The organism is Fibrella aestuarina BUZ 2, assembly GCF_000331105.1.
In the GTDB taxonomy this organism is placed as follows: domain Bacteria; phylum Bacteroidota; class Bacteroidia; order Cytophagales; family Spirosomataceae; genus Fibrella; species Fibrella aestuarina.
Genome location: NC_020054.1, coordinates 243,557 through 264,995, shown reverse-complemented (window position 1 = coordinate 264,995; position 21,439 = coordinate 243,557). Strand labels below are relative to the sequence as shown.

16 protein-coding genes are annotated in these 21,439 nt (G+C 58.3%); 13 read left to right on the top strand and 3 right to left on the bottom strand.

From position 1 onward, the window contains the following. Positions 1-12: 12 nt before the first annotated feature. Together FAES_RS01015 and FAES_RS01010 are read right to left on the bottom strand one after the other, a co-directional pair. On the bottom strand, positions 13-3,264 hold the full coding sequence (locus FAES_RS01015) for an efflux RND transporter permease subunit (protein ID WP_051054354.1): 3,252 nt from the start codon (positions 3,262-3,264) through the stop codon (positions 13-15). A 171-nt stretch (positions 3,265-3,435) separates the two neighbouring features. Continuing rightward, complete coding sequence (locus FAES_RS01010; RefSeq protein WP_015329316.1) at positions 3,436-4,842, bottom strand: TolC family protein; 1,407 nt, start codon at positions 4,840-4,842, stop codon at positions 3,436-3,438. A 205-nt stretch (positions 4,843-5,047) separates the two neighbouring features. Here FAES_RS01010 and FAES_RS01005 point away from each other — a divergent pair, with 205 nt between their 5' ends. The 6 genes from FAES_RS01005 (at position 5,048) to FAES_RS00980 (ending at position 11,010) form a co-directional block, all read left to right on the top strand. Further along, the gene (locus FAES_RS01005) at positions 5,048-5,965 is read left to right on the top strand and encodes an N-acetylmuramoyl-L-alanine amidase family protein (RefSeq protein WP_015329315.1); all 918 of its coding nucleotides are present in this window, start codon (positions 5,048-5,050) and stop codon (positions 5,963-5,965) included. Positions 5,966-6,057: 92 nt separating this feature from the next. Continuing rightward, complete coding sequence (locus FAES_RS01000) at positions 6,058-6,834, top strand: MerR family transcriptional regulator (RefSeq protein WP_015329314.1); 777 nt, start codon at positions 6,058-6,060, stop codon at positions 6,832-6,834. A gap of 246 nt (positions 6,835-7,080) precedes the next feature. Beyond that, the gene (locus tag FAES_RS00995; RefSeq protein WP_015329313.1) at positions 7,081-7,758 is read left to right on the top strand and encodes a response regulator transcription factor; all 678 of its coding nucleotides are present in this window, start codon (positions 7,081-7,083) and stop codon (positions 7,756-7,758) included. Next, a complete protein-coding gene (locus tag FAES_RS00990) occupies positions 7,755-9,020 on the top strand; it encodes a sensor histidine kinase (protein WP_015329312.1) in 1,266 nt (421 codons plus the stop codon). Before FAES_RS00995 ends, FAES_RS00990 begins: the two co-directional genes overlap by 4 nt. A 96-nt stretch (positions 9,021-9,116) precedes the next feature. Beyond that, positions 9,117-9,695 carry a hypothetical protein gene (locus FAES_RS00985; protein ID WP_015329311.1) on the top strand — a complete coding sequence of 193 codons (579 nt, stop codon included), beginning with the start codon at positions 9,117-9,119 and terminating at the stop codon, positions 9,693-9,695. Between the two features lie 82 nt (positions 9,696-9,777). Then, a complete protein-coding gene (locus FAES_RS00980; protein WP_015329310.1) occupies positions 9,778-11,010 on the top strand; it encodes an exo-beta-N-acetylmuramidase NamZ family protein in 1,233 nt (410 codons plus the stop codon). A gap of 207 nt (positions 11,011-11,217) precedes the next feature. Here the strand turns inward: FAES_RS00980 and FAES_RS00975 are convergent, their stop codons facing one another. After that, positions 11,218-12,795, bottom strand: coding sequence for a M28 family metallopeptidase (locus tag FAES_RS00975; RefSeq protein WP_015329309.1), 1,578 nt, complete (start codon positions 12,793-12,795; stop codon positions 11,218-11,220). Between the two features lie 265 nt (positions 12,796-13,060). On the opposite strand from FAES_RS00975, the gene FAES_RS00970 reads away from it, so the two are divergent. The 7 genes from FAES_RS00970 to FAES_RS00940 all read left to right on the top strand — a co-directional run bounded on the left by FAES_RS00970 (position 13,061) and on the right by FAES_RS00940 (position 21,404). Next, on the top strand, positions 13,061-14,116 hold the full coding sequence (locus FAES_RS00970; protein WP_015329308.1) for an alkaline phosphatase D family protein: 1,056 nt from the start codon (positions 13,061-13,063) through the stop codon (positions 14,114-14,116). A 156-nt stretch (positions 14,117-14,272) separates the two neighbouring features. Further along, on the top strand, positions 14,273-14,611 hold the full coding sequence (locus FAES_RS00965; RefSeq protein WP_015329307.1) for a PadR family transcriptional regulator: 339 nt from the start codon (positions 14,273-14,275) through the stop codon (positions 14,609-14,611). Then, the gene (locus FAES_RS00960) at positions 14,608-17,214 is read left to right on the top strand and encodes an ABC transporter permease (protein ID WP_015329306.1); all 2,607 of its coding nucleotides are present in this window, start codon (positions 14,608-14,610) and stop codon (positions 17,212-17,214) included. Before FAES_RS00965 ends, FAES_RS00960 begins: the two co-directional genes overlap by 4 nt. Before the next feature lie 183 nt (positions 17,215-17,397). Next, positions 17,398-19,764, top strand: coding sequence for an ABC transporter permease (locus FAES_RS00955; protein WP_015329305.1), 2,367 nt, complete (start codon positions 17,398-17,400; stop codon positions 19,762-19,764). An 86-nt stretch (positions 19,765-19,850) separates the two neighbouring features. Continuing rightward, the gene (locus tag FAES_RS00950) at positions 19,851-20,174 is read left to right on the top strand and encodes a hypothetical protein (RefSeq protein WP_015329304.1); all 324 of its coding nucleotides are present in this window, start codon (positions 19,851-19,853) and stop codon (positions 20,172-20,174) included. A gap of 188 nt (positions 20,175-20,362) precedes the next feature. Beyond that, positions 20,363-21,004, top strand: coding sequence for a hypothetical protein (locus FAES_RS00945; RefSeq protein WP_015329303.1), 642 nt, complete (start codon positions 20,363-20,365; stop codon positions 21,002-21,004). Positions 21,005-21,053: 49 nt separating this feature from the next. Beyond that, on the top strand, positions 21,054-21,404 hold the full coding sequence (locus tag FAES_RS00940; RefSeq protein ID WP_015329302.1) for a cupin domain-containing protein: 351 nt from the start codon (positions 21,054-21,056) through the stop codon (positions 21,402-21,404). Positions 21,405-21,439: the final 35 nt, after the last annotated feature.

The following is a 21,439-nucleotide window of genomic DNA, read 5'->3' as shown; positions in this document are numbered from 1 at the left end:
GTCGGGGAGGGGCTAGTGAACGGGTACCCCGTTGACACCCGCCTTGTCCAGCACCACAGGATTGAAGAATTGACTCTCGGGGTCTTCGGGGTCGAGCGACACCGACTGAAGCGCGGCTTTGGTCTGGAATTGAGTGAATACGCAGGGTAGGATCAGCAGGGCAGCGAGTGTGGACGCAATCAGCCCGCCGATTACGGCCTGTCCGAGGGGGGCAATCTGATCGCCGCCTTCGCCCATTCCCGATGCCATGGGCACCATGCCCGCAATCATGGCGATACTCGTCATCAGGATGGGCCGAATCCGGCTGTTGGCGGCCATCACGACGGCCCGGTACGTATCGCCCGTTTCGAGGCGCAGGTTTTCGGCGTTGGTCACCATCAGAATGGCGTTGGCTACCGATACCCCCACCGACATAATCAGGCCCATGTACGATTGCAGGTTGAGCGTTGCTCCGCAGGCCAGCAGCATCAGCAGTGCACCCGCTACCACCGCCGGAATCGCCGACAGAATCACCAGCGACAGTTTGAACGACTGGTAGTTGGCCGCCAGCAGCAGGAAGATGATCACGATGGCTACCAGCAGCCCCGTTTGCAGGCTGCTCAGCGTATCGGCCAGCAGGCGCGTTTGGCCGCGTAGTTCGACCATCACGCCCCGCGGTGGCTCACCGGCCGCTTTGATCGCCTGCAACACGTCTTTCTGGGCGGTTCCAAGGTCTTTTTCCTGCAAATTGGCCGTGATCGTCACCAGCCGGTTCGGGCCGGAGCGGTCGTATTCACCCGCCGTGGTGCCTTCCGAAAACGTCGCCACATCCGACAGCAACGGGTGCATCTCGCCCGACCGCAACGGGATGTTGCCGATGTCGTTGGGTGTGGTCATCTGGTATTCGGGAATCTGCACCTGCACCTGATACGCCAACCCTTTCGATTCGTCAAGCCAGAGGTTTTTATCCGTAAACCGGCTCGACGACGTGGCCGCCACCATCGACCGGGCAATCTGCGTGGAGGTGACGCCCAACTGACCGGCCCGTTCGCGGTTCAGGTTTACGTTCAGGATCGGGTAGGCGAGGGGTTGCGCCACCTGCACGTCGCGCAGGTACGTTATCTGGTTCAGCTGCGCCTTGATTTTGTCGGCAAATCGGCCCGCTTCCTGGAGGTTCTTGGCCGCCACGGTGACTTCTATGGGTGTGGCCGACCCCTGACTCATGATCTTGTCGACCAGCTCAATCGGCTCGAACGAAATCCGCGCGTTGGGCAGTTGCTTCGCAATTTGCTGACGAAGCTGCTCTTTCAGCGCGTCCATCTTGACCGGGTGCTCTTCGTTCAGCGATACCTGCAACACGGCTTCGTGCGGCCCGCTGTTGAAGACGAAGATGTTCGACGTGCCGTAGCTGGACGGCACCGTACCTACGTAGGCCGACGAAATGTCGACGTTGTCGGGGCCCACTTCCTTCTTGATAATGTCCAGCACGCTCAGCGTCGCCAACTCGGTGCGTTCCACGCGTGTGCCGTCGGGCACCCGGAGGCGGAGCTGAAACTGATGGCTGTTGGCGTGGGGCAGAATGTCGGTGCCGATGACGGTGAAACACAGCCCGATCAACGCCAGCGAGCCCAGCAGGTAGCCGCCCACCACCAGCCCGCGCCGGTTCAGAAGGCCTTCGAGCACGGTTGAATAACGCCGCTTGAATTTTTCGAAACCCGTGGGGTTGGGTGTGGGGTGCGCGGCCTCCCGGATCATCGTCTGCCGTTCGGAGGCGTCGAGCGTGTGGGTGGCGGGTTCGTGTTTCGGGTGGTCTTTCAGCAGCCAGTTGGCCAGCACCGGCACAAACGTTTGCGATAGCAGAAACGACGCGATCATGGCAAACCCCACCGACAGCGACAAGGGCAAGAACATCGACCGCGGGACGCCGCTCATGACGAAAGCGGGCGCAAACACGGCCAGAATCGCCAGCAGGATCAGAAATTCGGGGAAGACGATTTCCTTACAGGCGTCCCAGATCGCGATGGCCTTTGGCTTTCCCATCTCCAGGTGCTGGTGAATGTTTTCGATACTCACCGTGGCCTGATCGACCAGAATCCCGATGGCCAGTGCCAGCCCCGACAGCGTCATGATGTTGATGGTTTGCCCGAACAGGTTGAGCAGAATCACCGCCGACAGAATCGAGATCGGGATGGTCAGAACCACGATGATCACGCTCCGCCAGTCGCGCAGGAAGAGCAACACCATCAGACCTGTCAGGATGGCCCCCAGCAGCCCTTCCGTCACCAAGCTTTTCAGCGCGTTGGTCACGTACACCGACTGGTCGAATTCGTACGAAATTTTCACGTCCTCGGGCACGGCGTTTTGCAGGTCGGGCATGGCTTTGCGGATGTTGTTCACCACATCGAGCGTAGAGGCGTCCGACTTTTTCACCACCGGGATGTACACCGCCCGCCGCCCGTTGACGAGCGCATAACTCACCGTCACGTCGGCGGCGTCTTCCACCGTACCCACGTCGCGCACAAACACCGTGGGGCCACTGCCCACGCGGATGGGGATGTTGAGGAAGTCTTCGGGTTTTTTCACCAGCGAGTTCACCGGTGTCATCAGCGTTTTCTCGCCGATGCGGATGTTCCCGGCTGGCGACGGCTGGTTGTTGGTCACGATCGCCTTGATGATTTCTTCCGGCGTGAGCTGGTAACTCCGAATCAGCTGCGGATTCACCCGCACCACGATGGTCCGCTGGTTACCGCCAAAGGGCGGCGGGCTGGATACGCCGGGGATGCGGGAGAACATGGGCCGCACCCGCGACGAGGCAAAATCCTGAATCTCGTTGAGCGAGCGCGTCGGGCTTTCAAACACCAGCTGCCCCACCGGCACCGAACTGGCGTCGAAACGCACTACCTGCGGCGGCACGGTGCCGTCGGGCATGTAGGCCTTCGCCCGCGACACGTTGTTAGCGACTTCGGCCGCAGCCTGCGCCATGTCGGTACCGGGGTAGAACTGAAGCTTGATCAGCGACAGCCCCTGAATAGTCTTCACGTCGATGTCGCGGATGCCCGACACGTAGAGGAAGTGATCCTGGTAGCGCGTGGCAATGAAGCCGTCCATCTGATCGGGCGCCATGCCGCCGTAGGGTTGTACCACGTAGATCGTCGGCAAATCGAGGTTCGGGAAAATGTCGACCGGAATCGTGAACAGCGACATCACCGAGAAAAACAGGATGGCGACCACGCCCACGACCACCGAAATGGGCTTACGCAGGGCAGAACGAATGAGTTGTTGCATAGGAAAAATGTCATTAAGCTGCGCTGTCATTGGGCTGCGCTGTCATTTGCCTTCGGCGTCATTAGGCTTCGGCGTCATTGGTTGTCATTCATGGTCATTAATGGGCATTAATTGTTTTACGACGAATGACTATGAATGACAACCAATGACGCCGAAGCCTAATGACCTTTTCTATACCTGATTCATGAAGAGAGACAGATCGCCTTCGGCGGCGGCTTTGAGTAGTAGATACCGCCAGACGTTGCTGGTAGCCACATACCCATCGACTTCGGCGCGGTTGAGCGTGACCACACTTTGCAGTAGCGTCGGCAAATCGGTGAGGCCATTCTGGTAGCGGGTGCGGGCCTGATTGTAGGCCTGTTGGGCGGCGCGGAGTTGAACGGGCGCCTGCCGCGCTTGTTCGAGCGCCACCTGATATTGCGTGTCCGCTTCCTGATACTGCCGGTTGATGCGCAGCCGCTGCTCGTTGAAGAGCTGCCGCGACCGCTCCACCAGAAACAGATTTGCGTTGTACTCGTGGTGCGTACGGAGCAGGTTAGTCAGGTTCCAGCGGGCCACCACGCCCAGCAGGTAGTTGCCCACCTGATAGCCAAGGCCGTTGACGGGGTTGGCCAGCAACAACTCGCCCTGATTGGAGAAACCTGAGCCCCGCGCATTACCCGCCCCCAAGAGCGATATACTGGGTAGTCCCGACCGCTGCGTGAGCAGGCTCTGGGCCGTCGACAGGTTGATCTGCGACTGAAAGAGGCGGAGCGTGGGGTTTTTGGGCGAAACTGAATCGGCCAGCAACGGCGCAGTGGGCAGGTTCGTGTAGAACCGCATGCTATCGACGCGCAGGTTTTTGGTCAGCTCGCCGGTCAGCTCCGAGAGGCGCAGGCGTTGTACCTGCTCGTTTTGCTCGGAAGCCAGCAATAGCAGCCGCGCCCGAACGGCCTCGGCGGTCGCCAGTGAGCTATCGACCCCCGCCCGCATACCCGAACGTACCCCCGCGTCGACCACGCGCTTGAAGGTCTCGGCCCGGTCGAGGTTGCTGCGCTGAATCTGCACCAGCTTCTGGTTGATCAGCAGCAGCAGGTAGGCGTCGATGGTACGTACCTGATGCTGGAAAACCTCGTTCTCGTAGTCGGCCTGGGTACGTTGCAGTTCAGCTTTGCTGGTCGCGACGCCCGCCTTGATCCGCCCGAAGGTGATGGCCCGCCATTCGATGGTGGCGCTGGTGTACGAGCCGAAACTGGCCTGCGACACCGCCGTGGGCCGCACCCCGCCCGAGGTGGAAATGCTGGTGCCTTCGTTCGGAAAGAAGGAGCTGTTGAGGCTGTTGCTGGTGGCGTAGGTATACTGATCCTGCACCAGCACCACCGGCAGCAACTCGGTCCGGCTGGCCTGCAGCCGGCGTTCGGCGCTGCTGATGTCGGCCTGTTTGGCGCGCAGCAACGGGTACTGCCGCACGCCCTGCTCGATTACCTGCTTGAGCGTTAGGCTCTGCCCCGAGGCGCCACCAGCCAGTCCGCTCAGGCCCAGTAGCAACAAGGCGGTTTGGGTTCGGCGCCGGGGAACTCTATCGCGTAAGTGCTTCATCCAACAACGTACTCAGGCTTGAGCTTTCTCCTGAATACGTGTCGCAAAGCACGAACCCAATTCTGGAAACATTTGGGAATGCTCAGTGCCCGTTGTCTACTTTGGCCGATTAGGCAGCGGCTTGGCCCCCGCGCCGCCAGCCCCTACTTTTGTCGGGCTTTCAGAAGCGCCTCACCAATCGCTGGATCGTCAGTAAATCAACGCTTTGCCAAATCGTCTTCTCATCGGTTTCCTGCTGCTGTGGGCGCTGCAACTGCCCCGCCCCGACGGGTTCGCCAACGTACCTGACCGCCGCTTGCCCCACCGGTCTGCGCGGGTAGCGGCCAGGCCCAAGCCCGTTCCCAAGCGTCGGATCAGCAAAACAGAAAGGCGAGCCACTGTAAAAAAGACCGCTGCCAAGGCCCGTTTGGCCAAAAAAGAGAGCGCCGTGAAGGTGGCACGGCGACCGCTCGGCGGTACGGTGTTTTACCTGGCGTCGGGGCATGGCGGGCCCGATCCGGGGGCGTTGGGGAAGTATGGCCGCCACCTGTTGCCCGAAGACGAATACGCCTACGACGTGACGGTTCGGCTGGCCCAATTGCTGAAAGAACAGGGCGCTACGGTCTACATGATCGTACAGGACCCGAACGACGGTATCCGCGATGATGCCGTGCTGAAGCTCGACCGCGATGAAGTAGCTTATCCCCATCAGCGCATTCCGCTCGACCAACTGGCCCGGCTGAACCAGACCACGACGGCCGTCAACCGGCTGTATGCCCGTACCAGAGCGGCGTATCAGCGGTTCATCACCATCCACGTGGACAGCCGTAGCCAGGGCGAGAAAATCGACGTGTTTTTCTACCACCACAGCGGCAACAAGGCGGGGAAACGACTGGCCCGGCACATTCATAAACGCTTCAAAGCCAACTACCGACGTCATCGCCCCGACCGACCCTACTCGGGGAATGTCACAACCCGCAATGAACTGTATGTAGTCCGCAACAGTCGTCCACCCGTGGTTTTTATCGAATTAGGCAATATTCAGAACCAGCTTGATCAGCGGCGATTCCTGCTGGCCTCGAACCGATCGGCCCTGGCCAACTGGATGATGCAGGGTATCGTCGACGATTATCAGTCGCGGTAGGCAGGTTAGCGGAAAAAAACTGAAAATTTTGCTTGACTCTCCCCTTACGTCATAGCCTAGCTTTGGTCCGTCAATCAAACTGAACAACGCGGATGAGACTGTATTCGGTGAAGCAACTGGCTGGAATGGCGGGTGTTAGTGTGCGCACACTGCATCACTACGACCGGCTGGGATTGCTCAAACCATCGGTTCGGACCGAGGCCAAGTACCGGCTGTATGGCGAGCAGGACCTGATCCGGCTTCAGCAGATTCTGTTCTACAAGGAACTGGATTTCTCACTCGATAGCATTCGGCAGTTGCTGGCTCAGCCAGATTTCGATGCGGTACGGGCGTTGCAAACCCACCGCCAGCGCCTGCACGACCGGCAGAACCGGCTGACGACGTTGTTAAACACGATTGATAAAACCATTTCTAAACTAAACGGAGAATCAATCAAGATGACAGACGACGAATTGTATGCCGGTTTTTCGGGCCAACAAGCCAAAGCCTACCGGCAGGAGGCCGTTGCCCACTACGGTCAGGAGGTCGAGTTGAGCGAACAGCACCTGCGCCAGCTAGACAAAACGGGGTTCGAGCAGTTGAAAGCCGAACAGCAAGCCATCGGCCAGACGTTGCTGAGTATGATGCAGCAAGACCCCACCAGCGCGGCTGTGCAGCAGCAGATCGCCCGGCACTACGCCAACATCCGCGGTTTTTGGGGGGAGGCCGTTTGTCGCGGGAAAAACATGGCCGAGGCCTACAAAGGGCTGGCTGACCTGTACCTGAACGACCTGCGGTTTACCAGCCAGAACGGGCCGGAAAACCCAGCTTTCGCGGCCTTTCTCAATAAGGCGATGATCCATTTCGCCAATACGCAGTTGACCCCGTAGCGACGAGCCGGGCCGGTTCATGAACTGGCCCAGCCTGGTAGATTCTAAAAAGGAGTGGCTAGTTCTTAGGACTGTTCATAAGTTGACTGCTATAGCTTACGACGCCTTTTTTATCATCCCTCCTCCGTCGGGGTGACAAAAACAACGCGATAGGTAGCTGATAACCCAAGTAGAGGCCGACTACTTATTTCCCAAATCTTTCCAACATTGACCGCTACTTTCGTTGGATACGTAGCTGAGGAGAGAATGAAAGTTCTGGTTGTTGAAGACGAACAGGGGCTGGCGGAAAGCATCACCGAATACATGACCAAAGAAGGCTATGTCTGCGAAACCGCCACCACGTTTCGGGAAGCCGACGAACGCATTTACCTGTATGCGTACGACTGCATTATTGTGGACCTGACCCTGCCCGACGGCGATGGTTTCCAGCTGATTCAGTCGCTGAAACGGCTGGCGGCTACCACGGGGATTATCATTATTTCGGCGCGTAATGCGCTGGAAGACAAGTTGAAAGGGCTGGAAATAGGCTCCGACGATTACCTGACCAAGCCGTTCCATCTGTCGGAACTGAATGCGCGGGTGAAATCGCTGTTGCGGCGGCGGCAGTTTGCGGGGCATACCGAAATCCGGTTTGAAGCGATCACCGTCGTGCCGCAGTCGCGCACCGTGTACGTCAACGGGCGACATACGCCGATTTCGCGCAAAGAATACGATCTGCTGCTTTATTTTCTGTCGAACATCGACGTGGCGCTGACCAAAGTATCCATCGCTGAACACCTCTGGGGCGACAACATCGACTCGGCCGATTCGCTCGATATGGTGTATTCGCACATCAAAAACCTGCGCCGCAAACTGATCGAGAAAGGGGCTGGCGATTACATACGATCGATCTACGGCATCGGTTATAAATTTGGCCTACCTTGAAACTGCTCAGCCAAACCAATCGGATTTACCTCGCTTTCTCGCTGGTGATTTACCTGCTCACGGCCGTGATGTTCTACCAGATCATCCGGCTGCTGATTTACGACGAGGTCGAAAGCCGACTAAAGGTCGAACAGCGCGATTTTCAGACCTACGTCCGTCTGCACCCCACCTGGTCGACCAGCCCGTATTTTATCGAGAATAAGATCGAGATCATGCCGGCCTCCGTGGCCAACCGCTCCGAAACCTTTACCGACACGCTCATCCGCAACCGATACAACGATGAGCTGATTCCGTTTCGGCAACTCACCTTCTACACCCCCATCGGGGGCGTCATGCACCGGGTATCGATCCGGAAATCGCTCATTCAGACCTACCGCCTTATCGAGGCCGTTTCGCTGACGATGGCGGTTTTTCTGGGCCTGCTGCTGGGCGGTACCTTCTGGTTTCAGGGCAAATTGTCGGGTCGGCTCTGGCGACCGTTCTACGACACGCTGTCGCGCATCAAGCGGTTTAACCTGAGTAGTGGTACGCCGTTGCAACTGGAGCGGTCGGACATCACCGAGTTTAGCGAGCTGAACCAGGTACTGCAAAAGATGGCCGACAAAATGCAGCACGATTACCTGAGCCTCAAGGAGTTTACCGAAAACGCGTCGCACGAGTTGCAGACGCCGCTCGCCCTGATCAACGCCAAAGTCGAGCAGCTGATTCAGTCGGAGCAACTGACGCCCAGCCAAACGCACTGGATCGACGGCATTTACCAGGCCTCACGGCGCATGTCGCGCCTCAATCAGGGCCTGCTGTTGCTGGCGAAAATCGAAAACGGGCAGTTCCCCAATGCGCAGCCGGTCGACCTGCAGGCCGAGTTGATTCAGCGACTGACCGATATGGACGAGGTGTTGCAACACAAAAACATCAGCGTGGGGCTGTTGCCGGGTACGTCGTTCCGGGCGTCGTTACCGGCCCTGCTGGTCGAGAGCCTGCTCACCAACCTGGTCAGCAACGCCATCCGGCACAACGTACCTGGCGGCCGCATCGAGGTGCGTTCCTCGGCCCATCAGTTGCAACTGAGCAACACCGGCCCCCACCTCACCGCCGACCCGATGGCGCTGTTTGGGCGGTTTCGGAAAGAAGCCAACGGCAACGAGTCAGTAGGGCTGGGGCTGGCGATCGTCAAGCAGATTTGTGAGACCTACGGGCTAGCCGTCACCTACCACTACGCCGACGGCATGCACACGCTGACGCTGGCGAATGCGGTAGCGTAAGTGCTTACTGGACAGTAGGATGCCTGCGTTGATGAGCGGCAGAACGTACCTGGCCAATAAGCCGTAGTTTAGCGGTCATTCAGCCGTTATACGCTTATGAGTCGCTCCGCCAACCTCCTGCAATCCCTCGACTGGACGGTATCCAGTATTCAGTTTGCCAAACGACACGTTGTACCCGTTTTCAGTTTGGGGCTGGTAGCCGCCATTGGGCGCGCCGTTCAGCTAAAGGCGCTGGGTCCAATCAGTCCCACGGCGGATCTGCTGCTCGAAATCGGCGTGGAAAGCGTTCGGATTGCGTTATTTCTGTATGCGCTGGGGGCCGCCAACATGAGCAGGGGGGTGAATCGGTTGCGCCGTTTTTTGGCGAATGGAGCAACCCGCAACGAAAGCTGGCGGCTGATCGCCCAGCGGTTGCGCAGGCACTGGCCCGCTCTGATTGCCAACGTGCTCCTCTTTGCCGGTATAGCCTTCGTAATCAACGCGTTTATTGACCACATCGCCTACGAAACCTGCCTCTACATTGCGTTGAAAACCCGGCAGCTTCTCGACGGGCAGGCGTCGGAATGGGTGCTGATTTTATTCTTCAAAAACCTGTCTGTCATTCCGTTTACGCTCATCGTCAACGCGTTTTTTTGCCTTTGGCTGGTCAACCGATTGCCTGAGCCTGTGCGGTAAGGCTGAGTAGTCAGGTACGTTCGGGCGTTGCACACCTGCGCTTTTCTGAGCAATTTGCCGGGCATCTATTGGCTCACTCTGTATGAAAATCGGCTCTTTCGCGCTTGTCCCGCTGCTTGTGGGCGCTGCCTGGTCAGCAGGCTTTTTCCAACCGACTACCACCTCTGTCGTAACCGTCGCTGCCGCGCCGAAGCTCGTGACGGGCGCCGATCAGGTGGCCACGTACCTGCCCTACCTGAAAGGCAAACGCGTCGGGATGGTCGTCAACCCCACGTCGATTATCGGCAGCAAGAGCAGCGTCGACAGCCTGCAAAGTCTGGGTGTCAACGTGGTGATGGTGTTCGGGCCGGAGCATGGTTTCCGGGGGAATGCGAGCAACGGGGCCAAAGTGGCCGATGAGGTCGACGCCAAAACGGGGATCCCCATCATCTCGCTCTACGGCAAAAACAAGAAACCCACCAAAGAGCAACTCGACAAGATCGACGTGCTGATCTACGACATTCAGGACGTGGGCGCGCGCTTCTACACCTACATCAACACGCTGACGCACGTGATGGAGGCCTGCGCCGAACACAACAAAGAACTGATGATTCTGGACCGGCCCAACCCGAACGGCTTTATCGTCGACGGACCCATGCTGGACGATCACCTGCACTCGGGCATCGGCATGCACAAAATCCCGATCACCCACGGCATGACCATCGGCGAGTTTGCCCAGATGGCCAATGGCGAAGGCTGGCTGCCGGGAAAAGCACAGTGCAAACTGAAGATCATCAAAGTTGCCAACTACACGCACGATACGCCCTATGTGCTGCCGGTGAACCCCTCACCCAACCTGAATACGCCCCAGTCGATTCTGCTGTACCCTAGCGTATGCCTGTTTGAGGGGACCATCATCAGCCAGGGCCGGGGTACGTATATCCCGTTTACGGTGCTGGGTGCGCCCGCCTTGAAAGGCATCTATCCGTTTTCGTTTAAGCCAGTCAGTATCAAGGGCATGAAAGAGGCCCCGCTGCACCAGGATCAGGAATGCTACGGCCTCGACCTGCGGAACTACGACACTAATATCTTCCGCAAAACCCGGCAACTCAACCTGACATGGCTCATGGAACTCTACAAAGCCTATCCCGACAAAGCCCGCTTTTTCGATATGAGCCAGAGCAAAGAGATCGGCAACTTCGATAAGCTGGCAGGCACCGAAAACCTCAAAAAGCAGATCATCGCGGGGGTGAGCGAGAAGGCGATCCGTCAGAGCTGGGAGCCGGGCCTTTCCAACTACAAAAAGATGCGGAAGAAGTATTTGCTGTATCCGTAGGTTTCGCCTAGGTGTAGTGCTATCGCCTTTTTGTCATTCCGACGTCAGGAGGAATCTTAATGCATCCTGACTTGTGCCTCAGGTAGCTTTAAGATTCCTCCTGACGTCGGAATGACAAAAAGTAGTAGCAGTCTTCTTGCACGAAAAAAGCGGCCAGACGTTAATCTGACCGCTTTTTTGATGGAAACAAATTATGAAAAGTAACGCCTACCGGCCTGACTGCTGGGTGATGGCGACTGGTTTGGCCGGGATTTTCTGGTCGCGCATGGCGGCGTTATACACGAAGCTGGCTACGACGGTCGCGGCCTGCTTCAGGTCGTCGGCTTGCAGGTGATCGTAGGTGTCCATATTCGTGTGGTGCGTACGGGTGTTGTACTCGATCCGGTCCTGAATGAACTGGAAGCCTGGAATACCGTACCGATCGAATGACTGGTGGTCGGTGCCGCCCGTGTTCTGGATCGTGACGGTAGTGGCGCCCAAATCGTTGAACGGCTTCAACCACTGCGCGAAAACGGGCCCCGCCGCTTCGCTGCCCTGCAAATAGATGCCCCGGATCTTGCCCGTGCCATTATCGACGTTGAAGTAAGCAGCTACGTTTTCGCCTTCTTTGTTCAGCTTGTTGGTCGTGGCATCGACCAGGTGGTTGGTCACGTAATTGCGCGAGCCGAACAGCCCCTGCTCTTCGCCGCTCCACAAAGCAATGCGGATCGTGCGGCGGGGTTTCACGCCAATCGCTTTCAGGATGCGGGCGGCTTCCATCATCACCGCGCTACCCGCGGCATTGTCGGTAGCCCCGGTGGCGGCGTGCCAGGAGTCGAGGTGGGCGCCGAGCATCACCACTTCATCTTTCAGCTTGGGGTCCGTTCCGGGAATGTCGGCCAGCACATTGTAGCCTTTGATGTCGTCCGTAAAGAACTTGGTCTTCACGTCTACCTCCAGCTTGACAGGTACGTTGGCTTTCATCAGGCGACAAAGCATCATGTAATCTTCTGCCGAAATCGACAGGTCGGCCAGGTCGTCGGGCGTGGCACCGAGGGCGGCGTTGGCGTAGTCGCCGCTCACGAAGAGCGTACCATCTTTGCTATTTTGGGTGCTGTTCAGAATGCCCACGGCACCTTCGGCCTTCGCCATTTTGCGCATCTTCTGGTTAAAGACGTTTCGGGTACGCATCGTCTGCATCATCCGGCGCATAGCCGAGTCGCCGGGCATCCGCTGCCCACCACCCCGTGGCGCTTCGGCACTCGCCATCTTTTGCAGTTCGTCGTCAGTGTAGCGGTCGGCGTCGGCTTTGAAGGACGGCGTCACTTTGTACGACTGATCGAGCAGAATGACCTTGTTTTTCAGCTTGCCCTTGTAGTTTTCCAGCGCCATCGTGTCGGAGTCGGTGATGAACAGGATGTCGGCCGTCTGTAGCTTGTTGGTGCTGCCGCTCCAGGCGCGGGGCACGGCAATCATCGACTTATAATAGGGCGCGGTCATGGCGAAATAGCAGCGCTCCACGTTCCAGCCTTTGCCCCAATCGCCCCAGGCTTCCAGCTTGGCGTTTTGCAGGCCCCAGCCCGCCAGTTTGCCTTTGGCGTAGTTGGCGGCGTTCATGTAGCCCGGCCCCTGAATGCGCGGCCCGTTGACATCGGTCAGGTAGAAAGCGGTTTCCATCACCTGCGACCGTTGCAGGCCTTCCTGCCGGATTTTGTCGGTGGTGGCCGCGTCGAGTTTTTCGTCCTGCCCGAGGGCCAGCAGGGAGGTGCTCAGAAACAAGCCGGTCAGTAGTTGTTTGGTTCTCATGCGAGTTGGTATGTTGGGAGAAGAGACTAGCCCCAAGTTACCAATTCGCCGCCCAGCATCAGTAGCCTACCAACGCCTTATTGCCTAAACTTAACTTGTTCTGCGTAAAGTGCTATTTACCCTAAGGGGGAGATCTGGAGAATGAATAGACCTTAGCATTGCGTAGCCACGCTTCAACGAGAAGGTCAAAAATCCTTCACAATCTGATAACAGCCCGGCCTGATCGCTATCCTTACTTTTGCCGACTCTTAGTTCCGCTTCACGTATGCAAAAACGCCTCCTCATTGGTCTGTTGGGGGTTGCGCTCCTAACCGGCTGCCGCACCAACCGACCCAATCAACGCCCCGCCGTTTCAACCGCCTCATCTGCCGAATCGCCAGTCGCGTCGGCGAAACCCATTTCGGTCATCGCGTTTGGGTCGTGTAGCGACCAGAAGCGGCCCCAACCGCTCTGGGACGATATCGTCGCCCAGAAACCCGACGTCTGGATCTGGCTCGGCGACAACATCTACGGCGATTCAGAAAGTATGGACACGCTGCGGACCAAATACGCCCGCCAGAAAGCCAACCCCGTCTACGGGCAACTGCGGCAGTCGGCGTCGGTCATCGGCGTCTGGGACGACCATGATTACGGCGTCAACGACGGCGGTAAGGAATACCCGCGCCGGAAAGAGAGTCAGCAACTGATGCTCGATTTTCTGGACGTACCCGGCCAAAGCCCGCTACGTACCCAGGAAGGCGCGTACTCGGCGCATGTCTACGGACCAAAAGGGCAGCGCGTCAAAGTGATTCTGCTTGATGGCCGTTATTTCCGAGATCCGTTGAAGAAAAACGGTAAAGACAACGTACCTGACCCCACGGGCGATATGCTGGGCGACGCACAATGGCGCTGGCTCGAAACCCAACTGACTAACTCCGATGCCGACGTGCACGTGATTGGCTGCGGCATTCAGTTTCTGGCCGAAGATCATCCGTACGAAAAGTGGGCCAACTTCCCCACGTCCCGCCAGCGCCTGTTCGATTTGCTGGGCAAAACAAAACCCAAAGGGGCCATGCTCATCAGCGGTGATCGCCACATCGCCGAACTCGCCAAAGTGAACGTACCTGGCCTGACCTACGACCTTTACGACATCACGAGCAGCGGCCTGACGCACGTCTCGAAACCGCACGAAGAGCCCAACCGGCACCGCGTCGGCGAGATGGTCGCCAAACTCAACTACGGCCTGATCACCGTCAACTGGAATCAGAAACCGCTCACCGCCACCGTAAGGATCAACGGCGACGAACGGGCCACGTACCTGACGCAGGAAATCAAGTTTTAGCAACACGCCTCGCGCTGAAAGCGTACGCCCCTTGTCCGATTCTGGACAAGGGGCGTACGCTTTTTGGGTATAGAAAGGGCGATTCTGAGCCAGAAATGGCTATCGGTTCAAGTTGGCAGCCTATTTGATCAGCAAACATGGAAGTAATTGACAGCCATGAAGCGAACGTACCTGGGCGAGTTTGAAGAGATTGTGTTGCTGCTGGTGGCGGCGTTCGACGGCGAGGCCTACGGCGTGGGCCTTACCCACAAACTAAACGAACAAACCGACCGCTCGGCGCGCCTCAGTCAGGTGCACGCGGCCCTGCATCGCCTGGAAGAAAAAGGCATGGTGGCTTCCCGGCTGGGCGATCCCACACCCGAGCGGGGCGGGCGGCGGAAGCTGCTGTTTACCGTAACGGCCTACGGCTACCGAACCTTGCAGGATATCAAAACCGTACGGGCCCAACTGTGGGACGACGTACCCGCCACGCCTAAACTCGCCACCAGCCTATGAGCCCGTCCCCCCAACCGCCCCGCTGGGCCGACCGCCTGCTCGAATGGTTTGTGGCTCCGCACCGCCTCGAAGCGCTGCAAGGCGACCTGCACGAAGAGTTTACCTGGCAGGCCGAGCGCATTGGCGAACGCCGGGCGCGCTGGCGCTACTGGCGCGACGTGCTGGGCTTCGTCAGGCCCTACGTCATTAAACGCAACCCCGGCGCCTATACATCCCCCTCCTTACTGAGTCCCGTTATGCTACGAAACTATTTGAAAACCGCCTGGCGTAGCCTGGTCAGCAACCGGTTCTATTCGCTCATCAACATGACGGGCCTTACCGCCGGGCTGGCCGTGGGCATCCTGATTCTGCTCTGGGTGCAGGATGAACTGAGCTTCGACCGGTTCTACCCGAAAGCCGACGCCATCTACCGCCTCGAAAACTGGGCGGGCACTGGTGATAGCCGCCAAATATGGACCACGACCGTGGCACCTATCGCCGAGATGGGTAAACGCGAGCTACCCGAGATCAAAGAGGGTGTTCGGCTAGCGCATAACAGCAGCTTCACGCTGTTCAAATACCGCGACAAGGTCATCAATGAGGAACACACGACCTTTGCCGATCCGAGCCTGTTTTCCGTGTTCGACCTGCCGCTGCTTCAGGGTAATCCGGCCAACCCCTTTCCCGATAACCAGTCCATCGTGCTCACGGAAAGTACGGCGCGGCGGTATTTCGGTTCAGAAAGTCCCCTCGGGAAAGTGCTGACGGTCGACAAGACCAACGCTTTTCGGGTCAGCGGCATCATCCGGGATTTTCCCCGCAATTCAAGCATTCAGGCCGATATGGTGCTGCCGATGGCCCTGTGGTTCGACACCATGTACCGGACGCAGGCCGACGGGCTGACCCGAGACAACGATTTTCGCACGTTCAACTACCAGACGTACCTGCTGCTTCAGCCCGGTACGTCGGTTGAGCGGCTGGCCAATAAGCTGCGGACCATCCACCTCCGCAACAAGCCCGACGATACCGACCTGACGTACCTGTTGCAACCCCTGCCCGATATGCACCTGTACCGGGCCGACGGCTCGGTGGGAGGCATCGAAACGGTGCGGATGTTCTCGATCATCGCCCTCCTGATTCTGGCCATCGCCTGCATCAACTACGTCAACCTGGCCACGGCGCGGGCGTTGCTGCGGTCGAAGGAAATCAGCATGCGTAAGATTGTGGGTGCGGCCCGTGGGCAGCTGTTTCTGCAATTTCTGGTCGAAACGGCGCTGCTCTTCACGCTGGCCGCCGTCGTGGCGATTGGCCTGATCTACGCGCTGCTGCCACTCTACAACGAGGTGTCGGGCAAGGCGCTCGTGCTTGACTTCACCGACTCGTCGATCTGGCTGCTGATCGGTGCCACCATCACCAGCACGCTACTGGCGTCGAGCATTTACCCGGCCCTGTTGCTGTCGTCGTTCGAGCCGCTGAAGGCGTTAAAGGGGCGGGTGGCCGGGCGGCTGAGCGAGGCGGTTTTCCGGAAGGCGCTGGTGGTGGTTCAGTTTGCCGTATCGGTCATCCTGATTGCGGGAACGTTTATCATCAGCAATCAACTGGACTACATCCGCTCGAAAGAGCTGGGCTACGACAAAACGCACGTGTTTGGGTTCTTCATGCGCGACATGAGTGCGCACTACGAAGCCGTCAAAGCCGATCTGCTCAAGCAACCCGGCATTACGGCGGTGACCCGCGCCAGCGCCAACATCGTCAATCTGGACGGGCAGACCGGCGATAACGCGTGGGACGGCAAGCAGCCCGGCGAAACCATGTTCATGCGGCCCGTCGCGATCGACAAGGACTTTACCGCGTTCTTCAACATGAAACTGGTGGCGGGTACCAGCTTTACCGGTACACCCGCCGATTCGCTGCACGTGATTCTGAACGAAACCGCCGTGAAAACCGCCCGCATCCGCAACCCGATCGGCAAACGCTTTCGCCTCTGGAAACGCTGGGGCACCATCGTGGGCGTGGTAAAAGACTTTCATTTCGCGTCGATGCGTCAGAAGATCGAACCAGCTATTTTCTTCTACCAGCCGGATGAGATGGGCGCGATCTACGTAAAAACGACGGGCAACCAGGCGGAGCAGGCCATTGCTGCCGTGCAACGGTCGTGGACCCGATACAACGCCGACTTCCCCTTCAGCTATACCTTTCTCGACGATTCGTTCAACAGCCTCTACCGCGCCGAGCAACAGTCGGGGCTGCTCTTCAACGTGTTTGCTTCGATGGCCATTCTTATTTCGTGCCTCGGTTTGCTGGGGCTGGCAACCTACACCGCTCAGGTACGTACCCGCGAGATCGGTGTGCGCAAGGTGCTGGGGGCGAGTGTGCTGGGGATCATTCAACTGCTGGCCAAGGACTTTATCAAACTGGTGCTCATCGGCGTGCTCATTGCCGTGCCTGTCGCCTGGTGGGCCATGAGCCAGTGGTTACAAAGCTTCGCCTACCGCATCGACCTGCACTGGTGGGTATTTGCCGGGGCGGGGCTGCTGGCTATGCTCATCGCCCTGCTGACGGTGTCGTACCAGAGTATCCGCGCCGCCCTGATGGATCCGGTCCGAAGTTTGCGAACGGAATAAGCCGATTGACTTACGACGACTGGCTACGTCGATTGTCCATAAGGGTACAGCCTATGTCCGATTCTGGACATGGGCTGTGTTGTTTGACAGGCTAGTCCATTAACAATGAGTGCGTTGCTGATGGCCTGTTGGTCCGGCACTTAATTTGGGCGATGCGCTGGCAAGACATGACTGCAACCGGCTATGCTACGCAACTACATCACGATCGCCTGGCGAAACCTGTGGAAACACAAGCTGTTTACCTTTATCAATATCGTCGGGCTGGCGTCGGGGCTGATGGTGTGTCTGCTGGCGATGGCGCATATCCGGGGCGCGTTTACGTATGACACGTTTCACGCCAACCGGGCGCGGATCGTGCGGTTACAAACGGAAGTAACCGACAAGAACAACGACGTATGGCCGTACGCTACCTCGCCCATGCCGCTGGCCGACGTACTGAAACGCGACTACGGCCTGGTGGACGAAACGGCCCGGCTGATGCGTACCTACGGCGAGATAACGGGCAATACCCGGCGGCTGCAACTGCTGAGCTACGCCGTTGACCCTTCCTTTTTCCACCTCTTCAGCTACCCACTGGCGCAGGGCCAACCCGCCACCCAGCCCGGCACGGTAGTGATCACGCAGCAGACCGCCGCCCGGTTTTTTGGTACGGCTAACCCCATTGGGCAGGTGCTGACGCAGGAAGGCATGCCCCCGGCCGTGGTGACGGGTATTCTGGCCGAGATGCCGACCCCTTCGCACCTCCGCTTCGACCTGCTGTTTTCGCTGGCCCCATCGACGCAGACACAACAGCCCGGCGTCTTTCAGGACTGGCGCGCCTATCAGGCGGGGTATACCTACGCGCTGCTGAAACCGGGTGCCACGGCGGCCCAACTCGAAGCTGTCCTGCCCACCCTGACGGGCCGCGTCCTGCGGAACCTGTCGTTCCAGCACGAAAAAGGCTACAGCCTTCAGGTACAACCGCTAACCGGGCTATCGCCATCCTACAACGAGCTGATGCTGGGGACCTACGAACCTCAAATCGGCGGGCTGCTGGTCGAACTGGGCGTGGGGCTGCTGACCTTGCTCATGGCGGCGTTCAATTACATCAACCTTACGTTGGCCCGCTCGCTGGCCCGCGCCCGCGAGGTGGGTATCCGAAAAGTGGCCGGGGCGCTACGTTGGCAATTGCTGGGGCAGTTTATGGCCGAATCGGTGATTTTGTCGCTGCTGGCGCTCGGGCTGGCGACCCTGCTGCTCGAATGGGTGCGACCGATGGCGTTCGTGCAGCAGTGGATGCTGGGTGCCTTGCCGTGGGACGTTACCCTCTGGGGCGTATTTGTGCTCTTCAGCGTGGGGGTGGGGCTGCTGGCCGGGTTCGTACCGGCGCGGGTGCTGTCGGGTTTCCAACCGGCGCAGGTGTTACGGAGCCATACGGGCCTGCGGGTCATCCGGGGTATTTCGTTGCGTAAAGCGCTGATCGTGGCCCAGTTCTCCATTTCGCTCGTGGCGATGATCGCCCTGCTGACGATGATACGACAGATGGACTACATGGCTACCGCCGACTACGGGTTCCGCCGCGACCGCATCCTGAACCTGCCGCTCAACGCCGGCACGGCCAACCGGCTCGCGGGCGAACTGGGCCGGCGGGCGGGCGTTGAGCGCGTAACGTTTACGTCGGGCCTGTTTGGGTCATACGGTAGCCAGAATCAGGTAAAGAGGCAGCGCAACGGCCCCGATTCCATGCAGACGTTCACCTGGTCGGTTGACAACCAGTTTGTGCCCGCCATGAACCTCCAACTGCTGGCGGGCCAGAACCTGCCCCCGCTGAGCGCCGATTCGTTGGGGCGGCAGGTGCTGCTCAACGAAGAGGCCGTGCGGGCGTTCAGGCTGGGTGACCCGCGCGAGGCGGTGGGGCAGACGCTCTGGCTCAACGACAGCACCGACGTGCGCATCGTGGGCGTGCTGCGCGATTTCCGATTCACCACGTTTTCGTGGACAATCAAGCCGCTGCTGCTACGTACCCAGCCCGCCGATTTCCGCTACCTGAGCGTGGCGGTGGCCGCCGGTGCCGAAGCCAGCGTGATGGCCGCGGCCCAACGTACCTGGAAACGGGTAAATCCCTACGATCCCTTTGCGGGCCAGTGGTATGACGACTTCCTGCGGGAGCGGCACCGGCATGATGAAGACACCGATTTCATGAGCCTGTTGCTCGGGCTGGCGTTTTCCATTGCGGGGCTGGGGCTGTTTGGCATGGTGAACTACACCACCCAGACGCGCCTGAAGGAAATCGGCATCCGGAAGGTGATGGGCGCGGGCGTGGCGCAGATCGTCTGGCTGCTCTCGCGGGGGTTTGTACAGTGGCTGGCGCTGGCGGCGGCGATTGCCCTGCCGTTGGGTTACCTGGCGGGCTATTCCATCCTCATCATGTTTGCCTACCACGTCACGCTCGGCCTCGAAACGCTGGGTGTCTGTCTGGGTGTTCTGCTGCTGATCGGCAGCCTGACCATCAGCGGCCAAACCTACCGGGCCGCGCAGATGAACCCGGTCAAAAGCCTGCGTAGCGAGTAGGCCCGTTGCTGCCCATTATAAAAAGCCCTGTAAGCAACCTTTTGGCGGCAAAATGGGTCCTTTCTGGCAGACACAAGAAACTGGTTATGAAACGACTGATGGTGCTGGTAGGTCTGCTGTGTGCAACAGGCGCCTGGGCGCAGCAACGCCCCGACAAAAAGCAGGATGACGCATCCGGGAATGTCGATAACATGCCCGTGCTCAACGGACAGGGGCAGGCGGTTGCGATGCCCACGCGAACCGAAAAAGGAAACGCCGTGACCATGCCGACCCTGACGCCCACTAGCCGTTCAGAAGAAGCGGTGACGACGGCATTGCGAAGCCTCGAGGGACAGATAAAACCGCTACCGGCCGATTCAACCAGCCAGAACAAACCAGGTACTATATGGCCTGGACCGAAGAAGCAGTAAGGACGGAACAGGCCGCCCAACGAGACAACTCAACGACGGAACAGGATGACGTTGCAAGCCAATGGTGGTCTATGTTATACCAGTTAATCTATATAATAAGAATTGAAATTCAGTATGACGTAACAACGGTTGTCTTCTGAGAAGAGATAAATAGATACCAATTAGTGCTCTACTCTTAACGCATCCGTATGAATAAGTGGCTTAGTAAGAACCAGGGCGCCCGGTTGTTGGCGCTGAGCTTCGTTGTCGTTAGTTTGCTGGGAGCCTGCTCGAAACCGGTCGATCCTGTGGTGGTGGCTATACCCGCTCAATATGCCCTCAGCGACGTTCGGTATTTCTTCAGCGCGGGTGATCGTATCGATACCGTAACCTTGCAATTGAAAGGGGCAAGTGTGCAGAATCCGGGCAGTACTACTGTCACGCAACAGGTGAAAGAAGACCTCAGTGAACTGATTAAAACGTCCAGGTTTACGATTGCCTCCGCAACCCAGTTGCCGACAGATATTGACCTCAGCAAGTTCGAGGTACGGGTTCCTCAACAGTGGTACGGCAACAGCTCGCTCGTTCAATCAATCGAAACGTATTCGCTCAGCCCTAGTCAGCAACAAAAACCGTATGTCCCTGAGCGGGAGGCCGCCTCGACGATCACCGTTGCGCCAAAATCAAGAATTGACATTAGCCGTCAGATTGATGCCTATCAACTCACGTGTTCGTTCGACTGCCTGCTGGAGAACAAAACCACGGGGCAACGTTACCCCATCACGGGGAAGTGGCAGGGTCTTCTGCAATACAATAACTTATCGGTAACGCTGAAGGAATCGGCTTTATAAGCGGTAACCAACCCTGCGCCGATGGCCAATAGCCAGAAACACGCCCATTATGGAGCCCAATTCGCTTACCGTACTTGACCTTGGCGACCTAACGCAGGCGGTTACGACGTACACCAACCTGTCGCTGGCGGCGGTCAATGACCATGTCGTGAAGGTGAGCGTGATGACTGAACCCTATCACTGGCATTACCACCCCAATTCGGATGAGACGTTCATCATGATCGAAGGCGTTTTGCTCATCGATCTGGAAACGGAAACGATCGAGTTGCAGCCCGGCCAACTCGTCACAATTCCCAAAAATAGGATCCACAGAACCCGCCCCAAAGGTGAGCGATCAGTCAACCTCACCGTCGAGCATAGCGATATCGAAACGGTAAGTGTGGATGGTGCGGGTTTGTGACGGAGCGTATAACACAGAATGGCTTCGCGCTGAAT